Raw genomic sequence first — 26,520 nt, forward strand, 5'->3', positions numbered from 1 at the left:
TTATAAATGATTAGTAACCTGGATTTTGTTTGTATAATCCTTGGCTGAAATTAATTTGCTTTAATGGAATTGGACAATACTCTTCTTTATTTTTATCAAAAAAGGCTTCTTGATAATAAGTGCGTTTTGTTTTTTCTCCTGCATAAAAGTCATTCATTACCTGATCAGTAACACCCCAACGAACTAAATCAAAAAATCGATTTCCTTCCATTGCCAGTTCTAAACGTCTTTCCCAACGTAATGCTTTACGAGCAAAATCTTGCGTCCAAGAACAATTTGTTCCATTAATATAAGGGCTTATTTTAAAATTAGTAACGTAAGGAAGTCTTCCTGTACTTGCTGACGCTCTATTTCTAATGTCATTAATCAATGGTAAAGCTTCGTCTTGTCTTCCTAATTCAATTAAAGCTTCGGCACGCATTAACAGTACATCTGCATAACGGATTTGTATTCTGTTTTTTGAATTTCCGTAAAATGGATCAATGTTTACTACACAACTGCAACTTGGAGCCACATTTTCTTTTAAAGAAGCATAATAACCGTATGTTCCCGGAGATCTTACCCAAGCCTCTACATATAGAAATTCAGGATCGTATTTATACGGTAAACCTGGCATTGCAACAGTGTGATATAATCTTGGATCGACAGTGAAATCGTCTATCTTTTTATAATCAAAGTCTGTGTCATTATAAGTGTCAAATTGTGGCAAACCGTTTGAACCTGTTTTAAATGCATTAACCAAATTCTGACTCGGCTTATGGAAATCACAACATCCTAATCCTTGTGGAGTTGAAAGAACATCTGAAAAATTTAATCTGCCATATAAAGTCCCATCACTATCGGAAAATTGAATAGAAAAAATTGACTCTGGACCATTTTCAAAACTGCCCGGCAAAAAATTATTTGCAAAATCAGGCTCTAAAGAAGCTGAACCTACAACTTTATCCGTAGCAGCAATAACTTCTTGCAGATGTTGTTGACTTATACCTGTTACCGCAAAATTATCATCTTGGGTATACGCTTGATATAAACGTGTTTTAGCTAAATAAGCATAGGCGGCCTTCTTTGTGGCTCTTCCAACTTGTGTTTGAGTATCCGGCAAAACATCTGCCGCTGCCTGAAAATCTTCAGCAATTTTATTCCACAACTCCTCATTTGATAAATCATGATTCGAGATTGTATTGTAGTTTTCAACAGGAACATCTTCCGTTATGTAAGGAACGTTTCGGAACATAATTTTAAGCATAAAATAAAAATGACCTCTCAAGAAACGCATTTCGGCAATTCTTGTTTTTTTCAATGGATAATCAGCTTCACTAAGTTGTTCCAAAGCATGCAAAGCTTTATTCGCTCTGGAAACTCCTACATAACTGATGTACCAAAATGAGTCTAATTCTCCAAAATCAGGTCTGATGTTATTTGATACCTCGAAAAAATGAAAATCCTGAATATCGTTGGTTCCACTTCCTCCCTTATAGGCATCATCGGAACGAACATTTCCAAAAGGCCATAAACTATATGGCGAATCATAATGATCATTACCCAATTGGGCATAGGCAGCATTCATATAACCATCGATGGTTTCTGGCGTAATAATATCTTTTTCAGACAACACCCCACGTGGTTCATTTTCTAGAAAATCAGAGCAGGAAGAAATCATTCCCAACACTAAAAATCCTGTTATATAAAGTATTTTTTTCATGTTTATATCTTTAATGGTTAATTATAGTGACAAATTGAGTCCAACTGTAAATGTCATAGGAAGCGGATATCCAAATGCAGGACTTTCAGGATCAACACCTGTGAAATCTTTAGCATTTATTATAAATAAATTTTGTCCGCTTACGTAAAGACGAAAAGTATCTAAGCCCACCTTATCCAAGAAATCTTTCGGCATGGTATACCCTAATTGCAGTACACGAAGTTTTAAATAATCTCCATTTTCAACATAGTAAGTCGAAAATCTTGATTCTGCATTTTTATCAACCGTTGTCAAAGCAGGGATTGTAGAATTTGGATTATCCAATGACCATGCATTAAGTAAACGAGTTCCTTTATTAGACCCCACATCATCAACACTCCAGAAATCGGTTTGGTATTTTGTAGTATTGACAACATCAACGTCATTTATTCCTTCCCAAAACATAGTGAAGTCAAAACCTTTATATCGTAGGCCTAAATTAAATCCGTACTGATATCCTGCATTCGGATTTCCTATCCAAGTACGATCTTTATCAGTAATCGTTCCATCGCCATTCAAATCCTGATAACGAATACGCCCAAGGCCTTTCCCTTCCTGATTGGCCGAATTATCAACTTCTTCTTGGCTTTTAAATAATCCATCGGCAACATAGCCGTACATAGAATTTATTGGACGACCCAAAATATTATCATTTACACCATCTCCTCCATAATTGTTTTTAACTTCAGCTGGCAGTTCCGTAATTTTATTTTTATTAGAAGATAAATTAACCGATACATCATATTTAAGTCCAAACGAAGTTTCGTCTTGATAGCCTAAAGTAAATTCCCATCCTTTATTTTCCATCGAAGCTCCATTTACCCAGCGATTCCCGCCTTCGCCAATTACTCCCAAATAAGGAGGCAATACTAAAATATCATCTGTCTCTTTTAGATATAAATCTACCGAACCGTTTAATTTTTGGTTAAAAAACCCAAAATCCAAACCTATGTTCGTTTGGGTTGTAGTTTCCCACTTTAAATCATCATTCCCTGATTGAGTTGCGATAAATCCTGAAGGCAGTAATCCGTTTCCATTTCCAGCAATATCATAAGCTGTTCCAAAAGAAGTTGCCCAAGTAGGACTCCCACCTGCATAATTTGCAACATACAATGAATACACAGCCGTATTACTGATTTCTTGATTTCCGGTTTGTCCCCAGCCTGCGCGCAATTTCAAATCTGAAATTACAGAAACATTGTCTTTTATGAAGTTTTCATTACTAATTCTCCATCCCGCAGATACTGCTGGAAAAGTACCGAATTGGTTGTTTTTTCCAAAACGGGAAGAACCATCACGACGAATTGTACCTGAAACTAAATAACGATTATCATACTCATAATCAGCTTTTCCGAAATAAGAAAGCAAAGAATAAGCAGTCGAAGTCCCGCTGGTAAACGACTCTCCTGTTCCTGCATCAGGATACATATAATCTGGTGTTTCTATTAAAAAATCTTCTTTACGCAAAGTATTTGTGTCAAAAACGTCTTTGTACATTTCTGTTCCAGCCATCAAATTCAAATTACTTTTTCCTGATTTCAAACTGTAAGTTGCAGTGTTTGTCCAAGTCCACTTATCGCTAACCGATTGATCAATGGTAACCGAATTTTGGTCGTTTTGTAAATAACCTGATTTATAACTTCTTTGCAAAGAACGTTTGTTATAATAGCTATAATCAATACCAAAACTTGTTCTAACATGAAGATTTTTAATGATCTCCAAATCGGCATACGCATTACCAAAAAGTCTCAAATAATCGTAATTGTTATCTTTATTGTATTCTAATAACCTTACAGGATTTTGTCTGTCGTTCATACCTCCTACTGGTCCTCCCCAACCTTTTCCGTCCACGGTACGAACTGGGATTAAAGGCAAAGCGCGAAGTGCCGGATCAAGAACTCCAGGATCTGTTACTTCATTTGTTCTGTTAAAACTGAAGTTTTCACCTATGAGTAGTTTACCGTCAAAATATTTATAAGAACCATTCATCCTAGCTGAGATTCTTTCGAATTCTGTCGTTTTTACAACTCCTTCATTGTTATAATAACCAAGAGAAAATAAATAGTTACCTCTTTCAGAACCATTTGAAACTTCCAAATCATAGGATTTAGCAATTCCGGTTTGTGAAATTTCTTTATACCAGTCCGTATTAGAAGATTTTAATGTTTGTTGCGGATCCAAATACTCTGGAACCAAAACATTGTTCAATTGTGGTTTGTTATTTACTACTGACCAGTCAAACTGATAACTCAAATTATTGTTATTCGGGTTTAATCCATCATTGATATTAGCCTGCCAAAGTGCTTGTCCAAATTGTTCAGCATTTAAAACTTCCAGTTTTTTGGAATAATTTGAAAAAGAAGTGTACTGATTAAAATTAATTCTAGTTTTACCATCTTTTCCTTTTTTCGTAGTAATAATAATTACACCATTCGAAGCGCGTGAACCATAAATACTGGCAGAAGACGCATCTTTTAAAACCTGCATCGACTCAATATCATTAGGATTTAATTCATGCATACCTGATTTAGTAGGCACACCATCAATTACATAAAGTGGATCTGTATTATTTAAGGTTCCAACTCCTCGAATAACAACTCTTGTGTTTCCACCGCTCGGAGAACCATCAGATGAAACTTTTACCCCAGCTATTCTACCTTGTAAAGCTTTGATTGGGTTGGGTTCCGGTTGCTTCATTAATTCTTTCATATTAACAACAGCTACTGCCCCGGTAATATCTCTTTTCTTTTGTTTAGTATAACCTACTACAACAACTTCATTCAATTGTTTATTTTCTGGTTGCAATGAAATTTTTAATACCTTTTGTCCATTGATCGCAATCGTTTGAGTGGTATAACCCATGAAAGAAATTGTGAAAGTAGCATTAGGGGAAACATTCTTGGCAGAAAATTTCCCATCAAAGTCGGTCATAACATTTACATTCGTTCCTGAAATAAGTATGTTAGCACCTGGAATTGGCAGCCCATCATTAGAAGAAATTACGGTACCGTTTACATCTATTTCCTGTGCTGTGGCTGCAAGTAGCGGAAAGAATAAAAACAGTAAATAAAAAATTTTACTTTTCATAATTTTTTGGTTTTAGTTAGTTTTTAATTGGTTAATTATTAAATTGTTTATTTCAATACCTTCATTTGAAGAGGCTGAAAATGAAGTAAACGGCTGGGTTGGGAAAAATAATTCCGTCATTACTTTTTCACCATTGTTATAAAATATTTCAATTGAGGTTTTATCAAGTACAATTTTAAGGTCAGCAGTTTTTTGATTTTTATTCAAAAGTGCTTTTGAAATAGTTGATGCAAATTTTTCAGAGAAATCTATTTTTCCAGATTTTGAACGATCAAGGAACAAGAAGTTCTCCGAATTGTTAATTCCAAAAGTTACCGATTCGCCTTTTGCATTTGATAATGTGAAATTGTAAACAGCATTTTTCAAGTTTTCCAATCTAAAAGAGATTACAGCTTTAGTCAGATCTACTTTACCCGATGACACAATTTCAAGTTTTTCTTTTCCAATCAGCTTTTTCTCTTTTTGGGTTTTAGAATAATACTTCTCCAATTCTAAAACAGGATTACTGATTAAACTATAATCACTATCCTTTTTGATCAGTTGAATTTCACGCGGTACTGTCATACTGCTTCTCCATCCGGTTGTTGGAACCTGTTGTGCATAATCCCAATTCGACATCCATCCGATAAATAATTTTCTTCCATCAGAACTTGGGATATTATTCCAGGTAACTCCTGCATAGTTATCTTTGCCATAATCCAGCCAGACCGCTTTTTCAGTGGTAACTCTTTGTGCAAAATTGGTGTCCAAAGTAAAAGTAGTTCCATCAAAATCTCCAATAAAGTATTGCGTTCCCGAACCTCCATTGGCTCCTCCAGGATTCAGACTCTGAATTAAAACCCATTTGGTTTCATTAGTTCCTTCGACTTTCATCTGAAAGAAGTCTGGACATTCCCAAACACCGCCATGCGCACCGATGTCCTTCCCAAAATCGGATGCATATTCCCAGTTTTTAAGATTTATAGATTTATAAAACTGAGCACGGTCTTGTGCTGCCAATACCATTATCCATTGCTTATGGGTTTCATCCCAAGTCACTTTTGGATCACGAAAATCACGAATTCCAGGGTTCTTCACGACAGGATTTCCTTCCTCAAATTTCTGCCATGTAAAACCATTGTCATTCGAATAAGCGATATCCTGCTGCTCGACATCGATTTTATTTTCTTTTTCCTTTGTCATATCATGCAAAGTATAAATCGCAACAATTGGAGCTGTTTTACCAGTACCCAAACCTGATGTGTTATTAACATCAACCACGGCGCTTCCAGAAAAAATATATTTGTCTTTATCTGGATAAATTGCTATTGGCTGCTCATCCCACTTAATTAGATCTTTACTGATTGCATGCCCCCAATGCATCGGTCCCCACTTATTTCCATCAGGATAATATTGGTAAAACAAATGATAGTTTCCATTGGCAAAGAACATTCCGTTAGGATCATTCATCCATCCCTTTTTCGGGCTATAATGAAAATTAGGACGGTAGAGCTGCTCCTCAACAGAAGTTGTCTTAACATCTGTAATTTGTGCAGCGGCCGAATAGGGTTTGCATCCTCCTATAGACAGCAATATGGCACTATAGAATACCAGCGGGAGATGTTTCGTTGATTTCATTTTTATTGATATTTTTTTTAGTTAGTTTTTCGCTTAATACTTCTAGAGAAATCCCTTTGGTTTCAGGCATTAAAAAGATTACAAATAATAATTGTAGCACCATCATGAGCGTAAAAATTAAGAATACTACTTCCGGACCAATTTCAGAAAACAGCATCGGAATTAATGACGGGATTATTGCTGCCAGAACCCAATGCACGGAACTTCCAAAAGCTTGTCCTGAAGCCCGAATGTGATTTGGAAAAATTTCTGAAATGAAAACCCAAATAACAGCTCCTTGACCAATGGCATGTGAAGCAATAAATAAGAAAAGAAAAATAGGCACCGTTAAACCTCCCCAGTTGTAATAAAAAGAAGCCGACACTAAACCTAACGAAATGATATATCCAACAGAACCAACGTACATCAACAACTTTCTTCCTAGTTTGTCGATTAATGCAACCCCGATTAAAGTAAATATAAGATTTGTGATTCCGATTCCTATACTGCTTAGCAAAGCGGTATTTTGTCCTAAACCAGCTTCTTCAAAAATTCTTGGAGCATAATATAAAAAGGCATTAATTCCTGAAAATTGATTAAAAAACGCAATCAAAAAAGCTAAGACTAATGGAAAACGATATTTCTTCATGAAAATATTTTCATGTTTTTTAGCACGATTTTCATTGCTATCATCTACCAAACTTTTAATATCTGCAGAAGGATCAATTTTGAAAAGTATCAAACGTGCTTCATCTATACGGTTCTTAGACAGTAACCATCTTGGACTCTCAGGAATAACCAATATAAAAAGTAAATAAATTAATGAAGGGAAAGCTTGAACACCTATCATCCATCGCCAGGAATTATCACCAATATCTTTTAAGAAATAATTAGAAATAAAGGCTACCAAAATTCCCAATACAATATTAAACTGATACAAGGCAACCAAACGTCCGCGCTTATCAGCAGGAGCGATCTCAGAAACGTAAGCTGGTGCAGCAATCGTCGAAGCTCCAACTCCAATTCCTCCCAAAAATCTAAAGGCAGCAAAAACATAAGGATCGTTGGCAAATGCAGCACCTACGGCAGAGACTAAAAATAAGACTCCGATCCAGAACAATGTCTTTTTTCTACCAATTTTATTTGTTGGAAATCCACCAAATATTGCACCAATAACTGTACCCCAAAGTGCCATTGCCATAACAACAGATCCATGAAAAGCATCAGATGAATGCCAAAGAAGCTGCAATTGTTTATCAGCTCCAGAAATAACTACGGTATCAAAACCGAAAAGAAAACCTGCCAGTGCAGCAGTAACGGACCAAAGTAATATCTTATTCATTGTACATGTATTAAAAACTTGTTGCTAAGATATTCGCAAAAAAAACAACTTATTTTTAATGATGTTACAATTTAATTCCTCAATAATTATTGGTTTCGCATTTTAAAAACAAAGCCTTTATTATCAAGGGTTTACGGGAATTAAAACTTATTTACGAAAACCTTGTAGTTTCGATTCTGTTACATAAGGTTCAAAATTGATACCTAAAATAGTATCAATTTTGAATCTAACTAAAGTGAAGATTTGTATTCTTTAGGTGATATTCCAAATTTATTCTTAAAAGCAGTTGAAAAGTAGTTTGGAGTAGAGAATCCAAGAGAGTATGCAATTTCAGAAATATTCATTGTATTAGACTTTAAAAGCTCTGCTGCTTTCTCCAATTTTACATTATTAATATGATCACTGATGTTAATCCCTATTATAGCTTTTACTTTACGATACAATTGCACTCTAGACACATTAAGCTTTTCTGCAAGGTCTTCAACTGAAAATTTTGGATTTTCGACATTTAAATTAATGATATCATTCATCTTAGTGATAAAGGATTGTTCTTGATTACCAAATTTCGATTCATGTTCAATGCGATAAATATTATTGGTATAATAATATCGTAGTTTTTCTCTATTAAAAAGTAAACTAGAAATAGATTCTCTTAAAACAGAAAGGCTGAATGGTTTGGTAAGATACTGATCAACTCCACTCTGTAACCCTTTCAAAACGGACTCTTTGTTACTTTGGGCCGTTAAAACAATAATCGGTATATGAGATGTCCTTAAATCTTTCTTTAACTCTTTACTGATTTCATAACCATTTTTATCTACTAAATTGATGTCACAAATAATAACATCAGGTATAATTTCCATGGCCTTCTCTATCGCATCACTTCCGTCGGAAAAGTAAACTAAATACTCATTTGAAAGCTTTACTTTTAAAAATGAAACTAATTCGACATTATCTTCAATGATCAATAATGTATGTTTTTCAGATTCCGAATGCACTTTGGCAATTTCTAAATCAATATCTGAATTTATATTGTCAATTAAAAAATCAGAAACTGCATTCAGATTTTCACTTTTATCTACAATTTCTGAAGACTTCAAATGTTTATTCCCTTTAAGTAAAGTAACTGTAAATTCACAGCCTTGCTTTGATTTCAACTCAATCTTACCGTGATGCAACTCCACAAACTCTTCTGATAAATACAATCCGATTCCTGAACTGTTTTTATTGTTATTTGATGCTCTAAAAAAAGGATTAAATACCATATCCAATTCATTTTCAGGAATTCCTATTCCGGAATCCTTAAAGCAAATCTTTACCGTATCATCTGAATTTTCAACGATTGAAATAGCTATTTTACCATTATCAGGAGTAAATTTAAAAGCATTAGAAAGTAGATTAAAATATACCTTATCCATCAAACCTCGATCAATGAACAATTCCATGTTTTTGTTTTTGCAGGTCAGCTGAAAATCAATGTTTCTTCGAGCCGCTTCTCCCTTAAAATTTGCCATTACATCAGTGGAAAAATCGTAAATTTTGGTATTTGAAGCTCTTAATGAAAATTTTTGCTCCTCAATTTTCCTAAAATCCAGCAATTGATTAATCAATCTCAATAATCGATTGGAGTTTTTATGGATTAGCTTTACTTCTTCTATAAGCGCAGTCCCTTTAATCTTATCGTTTTCAATTAACGACTCCACATAACTCATTATCAAAGTAATAGGTGTTTTAAACTCATGCGATAATCCTGTGAAGAAATTTAATCTTGCTTCATTGCTTTTTTTAGCAATTTCAGACATCTTCTGAATTTCATCATTCTGATCAATTACAGTTTGGTTAATTTTTTCAAGTTGCTTTTTCTTTCTTGAAATAGAAATCGTCGAATAAATACTATAGATGGTTAAACTCAAAATAATAACTAAGAAAAAACTCAATAACCGAACAAGGTTATTCTGCGAAGCATATTCTCTTTCCTGAACTTTTATAGCCCCTTGCTGCGACTCGATAACTTTTTGCTGTTGATCAACTTTATCCATTTGATTTTCAATAATCTCAGCGTTATTCTGATCTATAACTATTGTATTTAGGATATTGTTTTTTGAAATTGGTTCTTTATTATACATTTTCAGAGCCAATTTCAGTGCTTCATTTCCTCCTGTTGGATATAAAATAGTCCCGTCTAAAACACCTCCTTTTACCAATTCTATACCACCATTCACCGTATTCAATCCGTCAACACCTATAAATTTAATTTTCTTTTCTAATCCTAATATTTTAGCTGTTTCCCAAGCACTTAAAGCCATACGGTCGTTATGAGCAAAAATATATTCAATGTCCGGATTTTGTAAAAGAATAGTTTTTAATGGTGCTTTAACCGATTCTCCCTCCCAATCGCCATGAATAGTGTTCACTACTTTATACCGCTTGTTTTCATTGATTATTTGTTCAAATCCCAGGCTTCGCTCATAAGCTGGAGATGAACCATTTGATCCGGTAATTTCAATGATTGTTCCAGAACCTTTACTGTGAGAAATAATATATCGGGCAGCAATGCGACCAATTTCAATATTATCGGCGCCAAGATAAGCTGTATAGTTTTCACTGTCGATTTTTCTATCAACAATTAGGACAGGAATACCTGCTTTTATTGATTTTTCTACAACTGCAGTTAATGGCTTTGATTCAATTGGAGATACAATAATCACATCAACCCTGTTTGAAATAAACCTTTCAATGTCTTCAATTTGTTTCTCTACATTATTATTAGCATCCTGAATAGTAAGATTAACTTCAGGTCGCAAAGAGGCTTCAACCTTTATGGAACTATTCATCTGTTTACGCCAATCATCGGTGGTCATGGCTTGCGAAAAACCGACTTTTATCTTATTACCGCTTTTTTGTTTACAGGACACTAAACTGAATGAAACGACAAGAAGTACAAATGTATATTTGACAATATGATTCATAAAAGAATAAAATTTAGGTAAAATGAATATGTCTTTAAAATAATAAAGTATTTTAAATTACTATTATCAAAATAATTAGGAAGGATTATTTTGATAATGATAAAGGAAGGAAGTCGTAATAATAAAAAAGTAAATTTAAACTTTTATTTTATGCCTGCAAAACTGTAGACACACATAATTAAATTAATTGCAAAAATATATCTTAACTTAGCATGCAATTTTTATTTGCAACTCTACTTCTCAATTATATTTTGAGCTGAAAAATAAGAAAACAATTCACTAATCAAGAAACTTGTTGAACAGTAATTTTTTATAGCTTTAAAAAAACTCAAATCCTAAACAACAAAACATTAATTACCTAATAACCCGCTCCCCGAAGAGTTCAATGGAAACGTGTATGCTACGCAAATGTCTCTGACTTTGCGTTTCTTAAAAGTTCTTGAAAGATCATAAACATGATAAAAGTCTCCCGACTTTTTCCGTGAATGTTTTTAGAATTGCAGAGGTTTCAAAAATTATAAAAAACTGCAAAGTAGCAAAGCTGTTATTTTGTAGTTTTTCTTTTCAATATACTAAGGAACATTTCGATTTATAAGCGATCATACTAGCAAAGGCGTTGAATTTGAAAGATAATTACGGAAAAAGTCGGGAGACTTTTATTAGATTTACAGCTTTAAAGAGCATTTAAAAAAGGTACAAAGTCAGGAGAATGCGGAGCGGGTTAAAGCAGAATGAAATTATAAAACTTCTTACTACAAACCGAAAAGTTAGATTATAATAGATATTTTAATTTTTCTTATAAGCTAATTGACGAGTAACGCCAGTAATGTTTATACGATACTGAACCATTTCAATACTACACTTATAGTGTTCTGCAATTTCTTCAAATGTCATCCTCTTTTTTAATGAATAAAGTAAGGCGGGTCTAGGAAGTTGAAGACATGAACCTAACCATTCAGCTTCATCTTCTTGTTCAATATCTAAGCTTCTTAAAAAACCAGATAATCCTGTGGTTTTTGTTTTTTCAGAAACCTTGTGTTCACAAATAATGTGAGCTAGCTCATGCATTAAGTTACTTTGTTGTCTGGCCGGAGAATGTGTTGGATTATGAACAATAATATATTTTCCTTCTTTTAAAGGAATTGTGGCTGCAGACCAGTGGATTGAACCATTACCTAATAACTCATTTAATTGTTCTTCTGAAAGTCCTTGTACACTTGATGGTTCTAAAATAGGTATTTTTAAAAATTCACATAACTTAAATGCACAAAGAGGAGAAGATGGATATAATCCTAATTGATTTCTTAATTCAATGACTTTTTCATCTGACCATTTCTTAAAACCTCTTTTATATTTAGTTTTCTTTTGTTGCAGAGGCATAAGCTAAATTTATCATTTGTATTAGAGCTTCAGAAGTTGATGGTGGTAATGTTTTATCAGCTCTTAAATGTGCTATAACTTCATTCTGTACATCTTCGATATTTGAATTTGAATTTGTAAAATAATCTGTTGAAACTTCAAGCCAATCACACAATCTTAAATATGTATCTATATCAGGTAAGTTTCCTTGTTCTATTCTTGAAAGTGTTGATGCACTAACACCTATTTCAGAAGCTAGTACTCTCAAACCTTTACTTCCTCTTTTCGATTTAATCATTTCTGAAAACCTTTGGGTATCTAATGAAGTGCTCATTGTGAATAACTTTTAAATAATTGTGAATAACGTTTCTGCAAACGTACAAATGTTTCTTTGAAGAAACAAATTTAATTCGTTTCTTTGCAGAGATATTTGTTTCATAAAAGAAACAGTACTTTATATTTAACAAAAATACTGATTTCGTCAAATCTTTCTTGTCGAGAAGTTGAAAGAATAGTAGAAACAAAAAAAATACATGGTTTGAATAAATTTCATTTAAAGACCAAATATTAATTAAAATAATAAAACTATGGATCCATAAAATAACCTAAGTATAATTTTTAATTACAAAAGCTCTAATATTAATACAAAGGAGAAACATTAAAGTGTGTGTCAAAATTGCATTTAAATCATTAGTTATTTGATAAATAGATTATTATATAAAAAAAACAATACGGGTGAAATGCCCAAATTCATCTTATTAATTCAAAATAAAGCATTAATTTTTAATTCAAATTACTCATGAAACAAGTACACACATTCAAAGATCATTATAGAATAAACAAAAGAGATTTTGTTGAATTCGTAAATATCCCGCTCGATGGGGATTTATTAGCATTTATTTGCCCTTTTCTAATTGCGAATAATAGAGAGTATGAAGTTGTAGATGAAATTTATCTACAATTAGTAGATTTTTTCACAAACCTAAATAGAAAATATATCGTTCCTAAGGATAAGACAAATGGACTAAAATTTCTATCAGATTTGCATGAACCAAACGAATATCATCTAGGATATTCAGATTCAAACAAAGGAAAAGCCATTGCCCATGAAAAAGCAGAGTTAATTTATGACTCATTAAGTAAAAATATATTTGCTCAACAAGGTATATCAATTACTAATGAAGCTCATAATATTTTGTTACTTGTAGAAGGTATTGGCCAAGATATAATGTCAGATACGATTTCTAATGTTTGCAGAAATATATTTGCAGAGTTTACAGAGAAACAATGTGCAAAACATAAAATTCAAACTTTCAAAACTAAAGTTAGGTTCTATAATTCTACACTTGGAAAATGGGATACTAAAGAATATAATCTTCCTCAATATAAAGGGGAAAAAATAATTTTAGTTCCTAAAATTATTGTCTCCGGCGGAAGAGCTTATTCCACTAGATATAATTATTTTATAGCTAGCAATTATATTTCTAAAGATATAATGGATCTGAAAGTTGTTGCCAAAAATGATAAAATGATTTCAACATTAAAAGATGGAACAAAAAAACTTATAATAAAAGAAATCTATAAGGCTTATGGAAAGCCTAAAAATGATTTAGTAGATTTTGTTTTAGAATATCAAGGCTCTCTGCAAGACTTTCTTGATTATAGTAAAGCACATTATCCAGCATTAGATTTAGATAATATTATCGAAAATTAAAATAAAAATGCCCTAATCATTTCTTTTAAAGAAACAGCAACAACTGTAAAGCCTTCAAAAAACTTTTTTGGAGGCTTTTTTTAATCCCTCTGTTAACGCAAGCATCCCGCTCGTGCACCCAAAGTACAAGAATACAATCGGCTAAAATTTTTATTAAAAACTAAATTTCTCGTTTAGCCCCGATGGAAGCGATATCCTTTTCCTGAATCCTTTAGCCAGGAAAAGATTTAGCGGACAGCGGGACTGAATATGTTATGAAAATGGATTTTCTGCTCCTAAAAAAATCATCAAACATTCTTTAGTTAATTCACTTATAAATGAAATAATTAACAAAAAAAACTCAGTATCTTTATGAGTCTTAAAATCAAGCATTTATAATCAAAATTTTAAAAATATGGAAACCACAAATGTAAAAGCTTACGGCACTGTAGCTGCTGATGCCCCCCTAAAACAAATGGATATCCAACGCAGAAACGCAACTGCGAAAGATATTGAAATCGATATTTTGTATTGTGGCGTTTGTCACTCTGATCTGCACACCGCTAGAAATGACTGGGGATTCACGACATATCCGACTGTTGTTGGCCACGAAATTGTTGGAAAAGTGACCAAAGTAGGAAGTCAAGTCACCAAGCTAAAAGTGGGCGATTTTGCGGCAGTGGGCTGTTTGGTTGGTTCTTGCCACACTTGCGATAACTGCAAACACGATCTGGAACAATATTGCTCGAACGGATGGATTGGTACTTATAACAGTCCCGACAAATATTTGGGTGGAATGACTTATGGAGGCTATTCTGAAAAAATTGTGGTTGAAGAACACTTTGTTCTAAAAGTACCTGCGAATCTTGATCTTGCCGCTACTGCGCCTTTGTTGTGCGCCGGTATTACGACTTGGTCACCGCTTCGCCACTGGAAAGTGGGTAAAGGAAGTAAAGTTGCCGTTGTAGGTTTGGGCGGATTGGGACATATGGCAATAAAACTAGCCAAAGGTTTGGGCGCGGAAGTTACACTATTTTCAAGAACTCCAGGTAAAGAAAAAGACGCTTTGGACTTGGGTGCCGACTCTGTTATCATTTCAACCGAAGATAGCCAAATGGGATCCGTAAGTGGAAAATTCGATTTGATTATTGACACCGTTCCTTATGTTCACGACGTAAATCCTTATGTTGGAACTTTGAATACCAGTGGAACTTTGGTTATTGTGGGATACTTAGGCGGTTTGGAACCTTTCTTGAACACTGTTCCTATGATAATGGGCAGAAAATCGGTAGCAGGTTCTTTAATTGGCGGGATCGCCGAAACTCAGGAAATGCTTGACTTTTGTGGAAAACACAACATCGTGTCCGAAATTGAATTAATCAAAATGCAAGACATCAACGAAGCTTACGAAAGAATGTTGAAAAGTGATGTACACTATCGCTTTGTGATTGATATGGCTTCGCTCAAGGGATGAGAAAAAGTTGCTGAGATTCTAAGAATCTAAGTGGCTAAGATTTTATGTTGAGAATTACAAAAGCAATATGACTATTCGTATCTCAATCTAGAATCTAATTATTAGTATGCTTTGCGCCTCTGCGTCTTTGCGAGCGCAATCCACGCAAAGGCGCAGAGGCGCAAAGAACAGAAAGTTTTAAAGCTTGTAAAAAACAATAAATTTAGTTAGAGTAAAAAACATGAAACAAACAAATAACAGCACACAAAATCCAATTTTCCCTCAAGGCGATAAAGCAAATCCTGATTATTTCACTGGAAATGCCTGGGTTAAATTATTAGTAAGTGAAAATGAATTTAATAGTATCATCGGAAACGTAACTTTTGAAGCGGGAGCCCGAAACAATTGGCACACGCATCCGGGTGGTCAAATCCTTATTGTAACCTACGGAATTGGATATTATCAGGAGAAAGGCAAACCTATTCAATTAATTCAAAGAGGTGATGTGATTAAAATTCCAGCTGATATAAAGCATTGGCATGGTGCTTCAAGAGATAATACGCTAACCCATATAGCGATTACAGCTGCTACTCCAAAAGGGGCCGTTGATTGGTTGGAAAGAGTAACCGATGAGGAATTCAATAGTTATAACCAGTAAAAGCGATCAATTATTTCAATATTTTACTACGCAAAAAACGTTATTACTCAAGATTTAAGTAATAACGTTTTTTGTATTTAAAGAACTCAAAATACTCATTCAATTACTTCATAGGTGTTTACTGGTACTGATTTATTTTTCAGAACATATTCACCATTTAGTTCACACTTAAAAGACTCTTTAGCAATATGATAAACAGCCTCTGAGATAAGAATCTGACCCGGTTTGGCGACACTTTGCAATCTTTGTGCTGTATTTACTGCATCGCCAATAACAGTATAATCAAATCGCTTTAATGATGCCGAACCAATATTTCCCGAAACCATTTCTCCAGAGTTAATACCTATCGAAATTTCTGGTTTGTATTTTTTGTCTCCAACTGTTATTTCTTCGATATTATTGATTTGATTTTTTAATGCGAGCCCTGCATCTATAGCTCTATCCAAATGATAATCTCCCCTAAAAACAGCCATAACGGCATCACCCATAAATTTATCTACATGTCCTTCCTGAGCAATAATTTCTTTTACGATTGTATCGAATAATCCGTTAAGCAAATTCACAATTGTATTTGCCGGAAATTGCTCCGTAATCGAAGTAAAACCACATACATCTATAAAAAGTACTGTAGCTTCCAGCATTTCATTTTTAAGAAGACTAGTTTCAAACTCCTTATTGGTCATAAAATTAATTACATTTTCATCAACATACATCTTGAGAATATTATTCTCCTTGATTGCTTTGATAGTTTCCTGCAATTGTCTGACATGCAAGATAGTTTTCTCCATAGTTAAGTCCAGATCATCAAAATCAACGGGTTTGCAAACAAAATCAAAAGCGCCTCTATTCATGGCTGTCCGTATATTTTGCATATCTCCATAGGCAGATACCATAACCGCTTTCAACATTGGATTGGCTTCGGGCAACCTGCTCAATAAAGTTAGTCCATCCATTATTGGCATATTAATATCACTCAATATGATATCCAGATCTGGATGTTCAGCAACTTTCAGCAAAGCCTCTTCCCCATTCTGAGCAAAAATGAATTCGTAAACATTTTCCCGAATCTTTTTTCTGAACTTTTGCTTTACTAGAATCTCTAAATCTGCTTCGTCATCAACTACAAGTATCTTAGCCATTGTCCATGATTTTTTTTAGTTTCTCTTTCAATACATTAAAATCTAATGGTTTTGTCAAAAAATCATTCGCACCGTTTTCCATAGATTGTTTGTAATTTTCTTCGTCCCCATAAGCGGTAATCATCATCACTACAGGCTGTGGGCCATGAAAATCATGTCGTATTCTCGACAAAAGTTCTATCCCGCTCATCCCTGGCATATTTATATCCGAAAGAATCAGCACTACTTCCGAAGCTTTGCCTTTAAGATAATCTAATGCTTCTTCACCCGAAAGGGCAAAATCGAATTCAAAATCGTGATGCCGTAATTCTTTCCGAAAATGTTGCAAGAAAAGCGGTTGTATATCGGCTTCATCATCTACTACCAGTATTTTCATTTAAACTTATTTTAAGTTATTATTATTTTAAAAAACCAACATAATACCTAACATTCAATTACTTACCTGTTTTTAAATTTACGAATTTTATTATTTGAAAGTATACTTTTATTCTATTGGAAGTAAAACTGTAAAAACGGTATAGTCATTTTCTCGGCTATCGATAGCAATTGTTCCGCCATGACCTTTTACCACTATATCATAACTTAAAGACAATCCTAAACCTGTGCCCTCACCACTGGGTTTGGTGGTAAAGAACGGCTGCATTATTTTGTCTTTAATAGTTCCCGGAATTCCAATACCATTGTCTTTTACTGTTATTTCAATTCCTTTTTCTTTTAATTCAGTCTTCACACTGACTATTGGTTTATATCCTTCTCCTAATTTTTTCTGCATTTGATGTGTGGCATAAAAAGCATTCGTGAACAAATTCAGCAATACACGACCAATTTCTTGGGTCAATACATTTATTTTAGGTAGGTTTTCATCAAAATCGGTAACTAGATCGGCATTAAAACTTTTGTCTTTGGCACGAAGTCCATGATAGGCTAGTCTCAGATATTCATCGGCCAATTTGTTGATGTTAGTGGGTTCTTTTACGGTATTTCCTATTCGACTGTGTTGCAGCATTCCTTTTACAATACTGTCAGCGCGTTTGCCATGAAAGTTTATTTTTTCAAGGTTTTTTTTGATGTCGTTTGCAATGTTTTTAACTTCATCAAAATCCCCTTTAACTATTTCCTCATTCATTTCGTCCAAAAGTTCACTACTCACTTCACTAAAATTATTCACAAAGTTTAATGGGTTCTGAATTTCATGAGCAATCCCAGCAGTAAGTTCCCCAAGTGAAGCCATTTTTTCAGATTGAATTAATTGCGCCTGAGTTGTTTTTAGTTCATCGAGTGTCTTTTGCAATTCTTCCTTTTGTCCTAAAATTTCAGCAGTACGTTCTGCTACCTGTATCTCTAATTTTTCTTTTAAAATTTCGGACTGTAAAAACTCTTTTTCAAGCTCTATGGCTTTTAATCGTTCTTTTTCCATGTCCTTGCGCTGTTTTCTATTAACAAAGAACATCGCAAAAAACCAGATGATTGAAAAAAGAATTGCTGTATCAAAATAATTATTCCATTCTTGATGAAAAGAGGAGTTGATGAGCTCTGTAAAATCTTTTAAAAAATTCACAGCTACAAAAGGCAATATGGAATAAATAAATGACTTAACAGAAATAAACTCCTTTTGGGTAAGGCAAAAATAAATTACAGTAAACAACATTGCATGCGCTATCCAAGCAGTTATGTCTTTGCTGGAACCTAATAGGATTCCCGTGATTAGAAGCACAACTGAGAACCAAAATCCTATGCTCAAATATTTATCAATTTGGGGCAATAAAATTTTGCTTTGCAATGCTCTTCGCAAATGACTAAAAACGATAATTAATAGAATATAATCAAAGTTCATATTTGATAAATTAAATAGTAATAAATCATATCGGCAGTGTTATAATAAAAGTGGCGCCATTGCCCTCTTCTGTTTCTACATTAATAGTGCCTCCATGTCCTTTCACCACAATATCATAACTCAATGACAAACCTAAACCGGTTCCTTCTCCCGTAGGTTTTGTGGTAAAAAAAGGCTGCATTATTTTGTCTTTAATTGCATTTGGAATTCCTGTACCATTATCTTTAACAATAATTTCTATAAAATTTCCTTTTTGAGCTGTTTCCACTATTAAAACTGGCTTGTATTCTTGCGTCGTCGTTTTTTGTTTTTGATGTGTGGAATAAAAAGCATTGGTAAATAAGTTGAGTAAAACCCGGCCTATATCTTGCGGAATTACATCAACCTTTGGGAGTTTTGCATCAAAATGAGTTTCCAGTTCCGCATTGAAACTTTTGTCCTTGGCTCGCAAACCATGATAAGCCAGTCTCAAATATTCATCGGCAAGGGCATTAATATCTGTTCGTTCTTTTTGTCCAGAACTAATACGGGAATGCTGTAGCATCCCTTTTACAATCCCATCAGCGCGTTTACCATGAAAGATTATTTTTTCTAAATTTTGTTTGATGTCTACTGAAATTGCCTTGGCTTCTTCCGTTTCGCCTTTATTCATTTCATCATGCATTTCATCAATCAGCTCTAGACTAACATCAGAGAAATTATTGACAAAGTTCAACGGATTCTGAATCTCATGGGCAATTCCCGCCGTAAGTTCCCCAAGAGATGCCATTTTTTCGGATTGAATAAGTTGAAGTTGAGTAGTTTTGAGTGTATTAAAGGCTTTCTCAATTTCACGAGCATGGACAAGTTCTTTTTCTTTGGCCAAAGCATGCTCTTTTTCAAGAAGTCTTTTTCGCTGGAATCGATCTATCAAAAAGACGAAACCTAAGAAGAGGATTCCATATAACGTATACGCCCACCAAGTGCGCCACCAAGGAGGAGTAATACTAAATGTAACAGAAGCCCCTTCTTTATTCCAAACACCATTGCTATTGGCCGCTTTTACTCTAAAAATATAGTCCCCTGGAGGCAGATCATAATAATACGCGGTGCGAATATTTCCTACTTCACGCCAGTTGCTATCATAATTCTCCAGTTTGTAGGTAAATTTATTTCTGATGGGATTAGCATAGTGTATCCCTGTATAATTGATAGAAATACTGTTTTGATTGTGCTTTAGAATAAAATCTTTTGGTATTGCCTTTTTATATTTTTGAGCAGAATCGATGTCATTATATATTGAAATATCACCAATTTTAAAATCGGTAATAAATACTTTTGGAGGGGTAGAATTTTTAGAAATATTATTTGCATTAAATACCGTGATACCGTTACTACCGCCAAAAAACATAAGCCCTCCAGATGTTTTAAGGTTTGACCCATCGGCAAATAGACGCCCTTGGAGACCATCTTCCATCGAAAAATTATTGAATTGTTCCTCTTCAATACTAAACCTACTGATTCCGTCAAAAGTGCTAAGCCAAAGTGCTTTATTTTTTTCGTCAGGCAAAATCCCTTGAATCCCCATAGAGGGTAAACCGTCTTTAGTTGTATACGTTATAATTTTCCCTGTTTTGATATTGTATTTACTAAGACCACCACCCCAAGTTCCAACCCAAACAGTCCCCTCTTTATCAACATAAAGCGAATTGATGTCTTGCGATTTTAAGACATCTCCTTTTTTCTTGTCAAATCCATACCTTACCGTTTTATCGGTCTCATAATTATATAGAAATAATCCGTTATTGGTAAGCAGCCATATTCCGTGTTCGGGACTCTCATAAATATTGGCTACATCATTGCTGCTACTATTTGATCCGCCAATCTTTGCTAAATCAAAGCTGCGAAAAGTTTTACTATTTTTAGCTTTTAGAAAAACACCATTTACCGTACAAAACCATTGATTTCCCCTACTGTCATTAACTAGACTGGTAATAAAAAGTTTATCCAGTCTAGGTTCTAGATTGATTCTCTTACAAGTCTTAGTATTAGTGTTAAAAAGAAAAGAGCCAAGATTCGTTTGGAAGAGAATTTCTTCAGGTGAATACAAACCTTTTCCAAAGAACCAAATTACCCCTGATAGTACTTTCGAAATCGGATAAGGTGTTACAGAATTGGTAACAGGATCAAAAACATTGAGACCCGCTTCGGTAGTTATCCAAATTTTACCATCACCACTTTCAACTATTTTATTGGCCCAGCCTTGAGTAATGGAATTTTTATCTTCTCTTTTATAAACATAGGATTTCAATACTACTCGATTAGTATATCTAAGTAATCCCTGAGCTTCTGTTCCTATCCAAAGATTATCGAAAGAATCCAAATTAAGACAAGTAAGCACATTTCTTGTCAATCTTAGATTTGGATTTTCATTCAATAGTTCAAATTGTTCTTTTTTCAAGTCAAAATATAGTAAACCATATGTGGTTCCAAGCCAAATATTCCCTTTTGAATCGAACTCCATTACAGTAATAATAAACTCATTATTAATTTTACTGATAGATTGGTTTAAAGGATAGGACTTCACTTTGCCAGTATTTGGATTCCACACACTGAGAGTTGAATGAATAACATTACTTGAACTCATCCAGACATTGCCATTAACATCGCATTTAATTCTGCTATAGTATTGATCACTCAGATATTCGGCTATTGGCCATTTCGCTTTATGAATATTTTTATTTTTATCAATTCTAAAAAAACCGTTAGCGGCAAATACCCAGACATTGCCCAAATGGTCTGTAGTAGCTTGATAAACATTTTTTATTTCTACTTTATTGGGAGAATCAAAACGCTGGAGTTTATTACTATCTGCATCTTTATAAAAAAGAGCGTGAGAAGCTGTCAAACCAATAAAAGAAGTCGTCCCAAAATAAATTCGCCCTCTCGAATCCTCATTTATGGTAATAATTGTGGGTCGCGAACCCAAAGGAAAATCCGTCAGTTTTGAAATATCATAATTCTTGAATGTTTTTGTTTCGGGATTGTATTCACTGAGTAGCTCTGTGCAACCAATCCAAATATGACCATCCTGAGCTACAAAAAGTTTTTGGGTTAAAATACTTCCCATTTTTTTGGGATCTTTGGGATCTACATCAAAATGTTTGTATTCATAACCATCATATTGCACAAGTCCATTACTGGTTGCTATCCAGACAACGCCTCTCTTGTCGGTAATAATATCGGTGATAAAAGTGCCTCCTAATTCAGAATAAGCAGTAAAATTAGTAGAATTAAGTTGTGCGAAAACAGAGGAATAAAATACCTGAAAACTGACTAATAAGATAACAAAAAAGTACTTTTTCATAATCCAGCTATTTTATTAATTTGTTTAAAAACAACCTCACTTACACCATCTTCTTAGGCATCTTTGTTCGATTATCAACATCTTCTTTTATAGTGGCGTAAGTCTAAGACATTCGAAAATCGATAACTTGTAGGATAGATTGGGTAGCAAAAAATAAAAAAACTTAACTAAATCTATATCAATAGATTACACGTATTAAAATTACATAAAAATTAACAAACTTATTAGCTCATTTTCAATTTAAATACAAACACTATTTATAAGCAAGGCAAACACATGAATTTAAATAATGGCCGCAGATTCGCAGATTAATTTATTGAAAAGCTGATTTATTTATTTTAAAGAAATTAATTTGCGCTAATTCCACTGAACACGGTTAATTCGGTATAGAAATTTAAATTAAAATCTGCTAATCAGCGGTAAAAAAACTCATTCGTTCACCTCGTATTTATCAGGCGTAATTTTAATACAATTCAAAAAATTAAAATAATAGAAGTGAATGATTTCCTTTTAACACGCAAAAAAAACCGTCACCTCTTAAAGCATAAGTGGCGGCGGTTTCCCTTAAAAAAAAATTTATTTCTTTACTAATTCAAAACTATTTTTTTTCTAATTCTCGTATATAGTTGACCAATTTCCATCTTTGGTCGTCTGTTAAAAGTTCAAAGTAGCTAGCCATTGGAGCTTTTCCATTGGTTATCTTCCAAAAAATAGCACCATCAGTTTGGCTTTTTACATTCAGAGCCAGAAAATTGGCAGGATGCGGTTGCAAGGTTAGACCTGCTTCTCCATTTCCCTGTCCTTTTTCGCCGTGACATAGTACACACATCTGATTGAATATTTCCTTTCCAACATCGGTAGCCTTCTGATTTCCTACAAATGGATTTTTCAATGAATTAGAATATTCTGGTGCAACCCAGCTTATTTCTTGCGCAATACTTTTTGTTCCTGTTACAATTAGTAAAGCTAATACTACGAAAATTTTGAGTTCTACTTTCATGGCCTGTGCTATTAAATTATACATCAAATTTAAGAAAACGTTGTAGCAAGAAACCTGATATTTATCATGAAATCACAAATTATTCAAACAAAAATCAAAATAATTAGCAAAAATTAATAAATAACAAATTAAAATCAATTATAATGATTATTGTGTAAATTTATTAACAATACCTCAACAGTAAACGCATCTTTATTTACCAAAATCAATTTTATTATTTTATTTAATTTTAAAGAAATTACTGTTTTCAAGTTACCTTTCTAAAATAACTCGATTTTAATAAACGGAAACTTTTTAATCCTTCTCATTTTAAAAAAATATAATGGAAAGACAAAACCACTTACTTTTTTAATTCCAATAATCTTGATCAAATCTATTCTTTAGCTTTTTCAAAAATCCAAATCCGTATGAATGTTGGTAAATAACAATTATTGAAAAAAACAACGCTAGAATCTATAATAAAAGCTTTTGGTTATAAACATATAAGTCATGTGTTAGCTTACCAAATTTGTGATCAAAAGATAATATAACTTAAGAACGTTCTTTATAAGGCTATGTCACTTTATTAAATGAACTATTGCTTTATCTTATTTTCTTCAAATTAAAAACTTATATGGCTTACATATTTTAACAATGCATTCGACAAAATGCTGGTGTTTTTAGAATTACCCGAAAAACCCAGCGTAATAATTATTCCTCTGGATAGAATTAAAAAAATGGTTATCACATTATAAACAGTTTGGGGTCTGTTTATTTCGATTGCTTTTATTACAGCAATGGATTTATTTATAAATGATAAAACGCCTTTACAAGAAATCGAATCAATAAGTACAAAATAGTTCCTATCAAAGCTAGTGCTATAATGAAAGTGATAACATTTATAACAATATTTGGGATAAAAGCCAGTTGAGGATGTACATAATAAGGCTCACGATGCAAATGTTCATGTACCTTTCTAGCTGCTATTTTTATTCTTTTTTTGATGCTTACAATTTTAATAAATATATAAATGCATTTTAAAAATAGGAATTCATAAAAAATCCATTAGCATTAAAAATAGCTAAGGGATTACCCTCACAAATATAAGCAATTAAAAAACAACACTTTAAAATCATTTCCAAAACAGTCAATAATACAAACTTAAAATTCCAAACTTTAAAAAATCAAAAAACCGTCTCATTCCAAGAAATGAGACGGTTTGATTAATTGATTAAAAACCTTTATAAAATATAATCGGTATTGATGAAATTAGATTCTTTGCTGTTTAACAATTCCTGTAATATTTCATTGTTATAGGCATTATCTTTTGAAGCCACAAAAGTCCTGATAGAAAATGAACGCAAAGCATCATGAATACTTAATGTCCCGAAAGCAGAATCTTTTCTCCCAGTAAAGGGGAAAACATCCGGTCCTCTCTGACAAGAACTGTTCAAGTTTACTCTACAAACTAGATTCACCAAAGTATCGATAAGCGGCGCAATGGTTTTGATGTTTTTACCAAACAAACTCACTTGTTGACCATAATTAGATTCGGCCATATCGTTTAATGGTTCTTGAATATCTTTGAAAGTCAAAACGGGTACTACCGGACCAAATTGCTCTTCGTGATACACTCTCATATCTTTATTTATAGGAAACAAAATGGCTGGAAATATAAAGTTATCTGTGTGTTTCCCACCTTTCGCATTGATTACTTTTGCTCCTTTACTGGTAGCATCATCAATTAATTCCTGAATATAAGCTGGTTTTTCGGTCTCTGGAAGCGGTGTCAAAGAAACTCCTTTTTCCCATGGATTTCCAAAGGCAAGAGCGTCCACTTTTTCCGCAAAACGTTTGTTGAATTCAGCAGCTATATTTTCATGTACATATATAATTTTCAATGCAGTACATCTTTGACCATTGAAAGATAAAGTTCCTGCAATACATTCTTGAATTGTCAAATCCAAATCGGCATCCGGCAGAATAATAGCTGGATTCTTCGCTTCCAACCCTAATACCAAACGCAATCTGTTTTTGTTTGGATGTTGATCCTGTAAAGCGATAGCTGATTTACTGTTTCCAATCAAAGCCAAAATATCTACCTTTCCGGATTTCATTATTGGCGAAGCAATTTCACGACCTCTACCATAAACAATGCTGATTACTCCTTTTGGAAAACTGCTTCTAAAAGCTTCCAACAATGGTGATATTAATAGAACACCATGTTTTGCTGGTTTGAAAATTACAGGATTTCCCATAATCAAAGCTGGAATAAGCAATGTAAAGGTTTCGTTCAATGGATAATTGTATGGTCCAAGGCACAATACCACACCGATAGGTCCTCTACGTACCATGGCATTAATTCCTTGCACTTTAGAAAAATGAGCTGAACGACTGTTCAATTCTTTATAACTTTCGATAGTGTCTATAATATACTCTACGGTTCTGTCAAATTCTTTTTCGGAGTCACCAAGTGTTTTTCCAATCTCCCACATCAAAAGTTTAACCACTTCGGCACGGGTTTCTTTCATTTGGGCAACAAACTTTTCCATACACTTAATACGGTCAACCACTTTCATTGTAGGCCATAAACCTTGTCCGTTATTGAAAGCCGCTTTTGCAGACTCTGCCACTTCTAGCGCTTCTGCTTCACCCATAAAAGGAATAGAACCTAATAATGTTGGTTCATATTTTTCGGTTGAAGAAATTGTAGAATATACTGGTGTTGTTTTTCCAGTCCATTTTTTCAATTTACCATTTACCAAATAAGTATCTTGAATAAGCGGTTCTGTAATTTGAAATTCTTGAGGTATTGTATTCATTCTGTGGTTATTTTGGTTGTTTTCTTAGATTTAAAAAGAGGCATAAGCCTCTTTTTTTATTACTTTATGATATTATACTATATCACCATTCCATTCTATAATCCCACCAAGTAAGTTATAGGCATTTTCTATCCCTACCTCGTTCATTATTTCACATGCTTTTGCGCTTCTCATTCCTGATCGACAATACACATAATAATTTTTGCTTTTATCCAATGCTGCAACAGCATCAATAAATTCCTGTCCTTTATGAATATCAATATTAATAGAACCTTCAATTATACCTTGATCGCATTCGTCTTCAGTTCTTACATCTAGTATTATTGCATTTTCATCAGCTTCAAATTGGGAAACCCATTCATCTTGTGTCAAATTCATATAAGTAAAATTTATTTATTAAGGTGATTCATGTTATGCACCGCTAGTTTGCTACCGATTGAGTCGCCTTTTTATTCATTAGGCGTTTATCTCACAATATTTTATGTTCATCGGAGTTCGATGA

At 33.6% G+C, this 26,520-nt stretch carries 17 protein-coding genes; 3 read left to right on the top strand and 14 right to left on the bottom strand.

Translation table 11 applies throughout. The features are described from left to right. Window positions 1-10: 10 nt before the first annotated feature. From B0E44_RS08510 to B0E44_RS08540, 7 genes are all read right to left on the bottom strand, one after another. Window positions 11-1,702 (bottom strand): RagB/SusD family nutrient uptake outer membrane protein, encoded by a 1,692-nt coding sequence (locus B0E44_RS08510; RefSeq protein WP_077372997.1) that lies wholly within the window; start codon window positions 1,700-1,702, stop codon window positions 11-13. 21 nt (window positions 1,703-1,723) lie between these two features. After that, window positions 1,724-4,828 carry a TonB-dependent receptor gene (locus tag B0E44_RS08515; protein ID WP_077373000.1) on the bottom strand — a complete coding sequence of 1,035 codons (3,105 nt, stop codon included), beginning with the start codon at window positions 4,826-4,828 and terminating at the stop codon, window positions 1,724-1,726. A gap of 12 nt (window positions 4,829-4,840) precedes the next feature. Continuing rightward, window positions 4,841-6,445: a glycoside hydrolase family 32 protein gene (locus B0E44_RS08520; RefSeq protein ID WP_077373003.1), complete on the bottom strand. Its 1,605-nt coding sequence runs from the start codon at window positions 6,443-6,445 to the stop codon at window positions 4,841-4,843. Next, window positions 6,408-7,766 (bottom strand): sugar porter family MFS transporter, encoded by a 1,359-nt coding sequence (locus B0E44_RS08525; RefSeq protein ID WP_077373006.1) that lies wholly within the window; start codon window positions 7,764-7,766, stop codon window positions 6,408-6,410. Before B0E44_RS08525 ends, B0E44_RS08520 begins: the two co-directional genes overlap by 38 nt. 230 nt (window positions 7,767-7,996) lie before the next feature. Then, on the bottom strand, window positions 7,997-10,735 hold the full coding sequence (locus B0E44_RS08530; protein ID WP_077373008.1) for a substrate-binding domain-containing protein: 2,739 nt from the start codon (window positions 10,733-10,735) through the stop codon (window positions 7,997-7,999). A gap of 786 nt (window positions 10,736-11,521) precedes the next feature. Next, window positions 11,522-12,115 carry an ImmA/IrrE family metallo-endopeptidase gene (locus tag B0E44_RS08535; protein ID WP_077373011.1) on the bottom strand — a complete coding sequence of 198 codons (594 nt, stop codon included), beginning with the start codon at window positions 12,113-12,115 and terminating at the stop codon, window positions 11,522-11,524. Then, on the bottom strand, window positions 12,090-12,428 hold the full coding sequence (locus tag B0E44_RS08540; RefSeq protein WP_077373014.1) for a helix-turn-helix domain-containing protein: 339 nt from the start codon (window positions 12,426-12,428) through the stop codon (window positions 12,090-12,092). Before B0E44_RS08540 ends, B0E44_RS08535 begins: the two co-directional genes overlap by 26 nt. Before the next feature lie 465 nt (window positions 12,429-12,893). On the opposite strand from B0E44_RS08540, the gene B0E44_RS08545 reads away from it, so the two are divergent. The 3 genes from B0E44_RS08545 (at window position 12,894) to B0E44_RS08555 (ending at window position 15,898) form a co-directional block, all read left to right on the top strand. Continuing rightward, window positions 12,894-13,808, top strand: coding sequence for a hypothetical protein (locus tag B0E44_RS08545; RefSeq protein WP_077373017.1), 915 nt, complete (start codon window positions 12,894-12,896; stop codon window positions 13,806-13,808). Between the two features lie 394 nt (window positions 13,809-14,202). Beyond that, the gene (locus B0E44_RS08550) at window positions 14,203-15,261 is read left to right on the top strand and encodes an NAD(P)-dependent alcohol dehydrogenase (protein WP_077373020.1); all 1,059 of its coding nucleotides are present in this window, start codon (window positions 14,203-14,205) and stop codon (window positions 15,259-15,261) included. Between the two features lie 220 nt (window positions 15,262-15,481). After that, window positions 15,482-15,898: a cupin domain-containing protein gene (locus B0E44_RS08555; protein ID WP_077373023.1), complete on the top strand. Its 417-nt coding sequence runs from the start codon at window positions 15,482-15,484 to the stop codon at window positions 15,896-15,898. Between the two features lie 95 nt (window positions 15,899-15,993). On the opposite strand, the gene B0E44_RS08560 is transcribed toward B0E44_RS08555, so the two are convergent. The 7 genes from B0E44_RS08560 to B0E44_RS08590 all read right to left on the bottom strand — a co-directional run bounded on the left by B0E44_RS08560 (window position 15,994) and on the right by B0E44_RS08590 (window position 26,396). Continuing rightward, window positions 15,994-17,037 carry an adenylate/guanylate cyclase domain-containing response regulator gene (locus tag B0E44_RS08560; protein WP_077373026.1) on the bottom strand — a complete coding sequence of 348 codons (1,044 nt, stop codon included), beginning with the start codon at window positions 17,035-17,037 and terminating at the stop codon, window positions 15,994-15,996. Beyond that, complete coding sequence (locus B0E44_RS08565) at window positions 17,030-17,413, bottom strand: response regulator (RefSeq protein ID WP_077373029.1); 384 nt, start codon at window positions 17,411-17,413, stop codon at window positions 17,030-17,032. The genes B0E44_RS08560 and B0E44_RS08565 overlap by 8 nt, the downstream gene beginning before the upstream one ends. Window positions 17,414-17,521: 108 nt before the next feature. Beyond that, on the bottom strand, window positions 17,522-18,871 hold the full coding sequence (locus B0E44_RS08570) for a sensor histidine kinase (RefSeq protein ID WP_077373032.1): 1,350 nt from the start codon (window positions 18,869-18,871) through the stop codon (window positions 17,522-17,524). 25 nt (window positions 18,872-18,896) lie between these two features. Further along, entirely contained in the window at window positions 18,897-22,217 is a 3,321-nt protein-coding gene (locus tag B0E44_RS08575) for a sensor histidine kinase (RefSeq protein ID WP_077373035.1), read from the bottom strand. Window positions 22,218-22,815: 598 nt separating this feature from the next. Then, a complete protein-coding gene (locus B0E44_RS08580) occupies window positions 22,816-23,217 on the bottom strand; it encodes a c-type cytochrome (RefSeq protein ID WP_165688782.1) in 402 nt (133 codons plus the stop codon). A 1,220-nt stretch (window positions 23,218-24,437) separates the two neighbouring features. Further along, window positions 24,438-26,018: an NADP-dependent glyceraldehyde-3-phosphate dehydrogenase gene (locus B0E44_RS08585; RefSeq protein ID WP_077373041.1), complete on the bottom strand. Its 1,581-nt coding sequence runs from the start codon at window positions 26,016-26,018 to the stop codon at window positions 24,438-24,440. Between the two features lie 72 nt (window positions 26,019-26,090). Continuing rightward, window positions 26,091-26,396 carry a rhodanese-like domain-containing protein gene (locus B0E44_RS08590; protein WP_077373044.1) on the bottom strand — a complete coding sequence of 102 codons (306 nt, stop codon included), beginning with the start codon at window positions 26,394-26,396 and terminating at the stop codon, window positions 26,091-26,093. Window positions 26,397-26,520: the final 124 nt, after the last annotated feature.

Origin of the sequence: Flavobacterium sp. A45 (assembly GCF_002001005.1) — a bacterium.
Lineage (GTDB): Bacteria > Bacteroidota > Bacteroidia > Flavobacteriales > Flavobacteriaceae > Flavobacterium.

Bases quoted from the DNA above. Each gene is read 5' to 3' on its own strand.
- B0E44_RS08545 (WP_077373017.1), top strand. From the start codon at position 12,894: ATGAAACAAGTACACACATTCAAAGATCATTATAGAATAAACAAAAGA.
- B0E44_RS08560 (WP_077373026.1), bottom strand. From the start codon at position 17,037: ATGGCTAAGATACTTGTAGTTGATGACGAAGCAGATTTAGAGATTCTA.
- B0E44_RS08535 (WP_077373011.1), bottom strand. From the start codon at position 12,115: ATGCCTCTGCAACAAAAGAAAACTAAATATAAAAGAGGTTTTAAGAAA.
- B0E44_RS08510 (WP_077372997.1), bottom strand. From the start codon at position 1,702: ATGAAAAAAATACTTTATATAACAGGATTTTTAGTGTTGGGAATGATT.
- B0E44_RS08570 (WP_077373032.1), bottom strand. From the start codon at position 18,871: ATGAACTTTGATTATATTCTATTAATTATCGTTTTTAGTCATTTGCGA.
- B0E44_RS08530 (WP_077373008.1), bottom strand. From the start codon at position 10,735: ATGAATCATATTGTCAAATATACATTTGTACTTCTTGTCGTTTCATTC.
- B0E44_RS08585 (WP_077373041.1), bottom strand. From the start codon at position 26,018: ATGAATACAATACCTCAAGAATTTCAAATTACAGAACCGCTTATTCAA.
- B0E44_RS08590 (WP_077373044.1), bottom strand. From the start codon at position 26,396: ATGAATTTGACACAAGATGAATGGGTTTCCCAATTTGAAGCTGATGAA.
- B0E44_RS08565 (WP_077373029.1), bottom strand. From the start codon at position 17,413: ATGAAAATACTGGTAGTAGATGATGAAGCCGATATACAACCGCTTTTC.
- B0E44_RS08555 (WP_077373023.1), top strand. From the start codon at position 15,482: ATGAAACAAACAAATAACAGCACACAAAATCCAATTTTCCCTCAAGGC.
- B0E44_RS08515 (WP_077373000.1), bottom strand. From the start codon at position 4,828: ATGAAAAGTAAAATTTTTTATTTACTGTTTTTATTCTTTCCGCTACTT.
- B0E44_RS08540 (WP_077373014.1), bottom strand. From the start codon at position 12,428: ATGAGCACTTCATTAGATACCCAAAGGTTTTCAGAAATGATTAAATCG.
- B0E44_RS08525 (WP_077373006.1), bottom strand. From the start codon at position 7,766: ATGAATAAGATATTACTTTGGTCCGTTACTGCTGCACTGGCAGGTTTT.
- B0E44_RS08550 (WP_077373020.1), top strand. From the start codon at position 14,203: ATGGAAACCACAAATGTAAAAGCTTACGGCACTGTAGCTGCTGATGCC.
- B0E44_RS08580 (WP_165688782.1), bottom strand. From the start codon at position 23,217: ATGAAAGTAGAACTCAAAATTTTCGTAGTATTAGCTTTACTAATTGTA.
- B0E44_RS08520 (WP_077373003.1), bottom strand. From the start codon at position 6,445: ATGAAATCAACGAAACATCTCCCGCTGGTATTCTATAGTGCCATATTG.
- B0E44_RS08575 (WP_077373035.1), bottom strand. From the start codon at position 22,217: ATGAAAAAGTACTTTTTTGTTATCTTATTAGTCAGTTTTCAGGTATTT.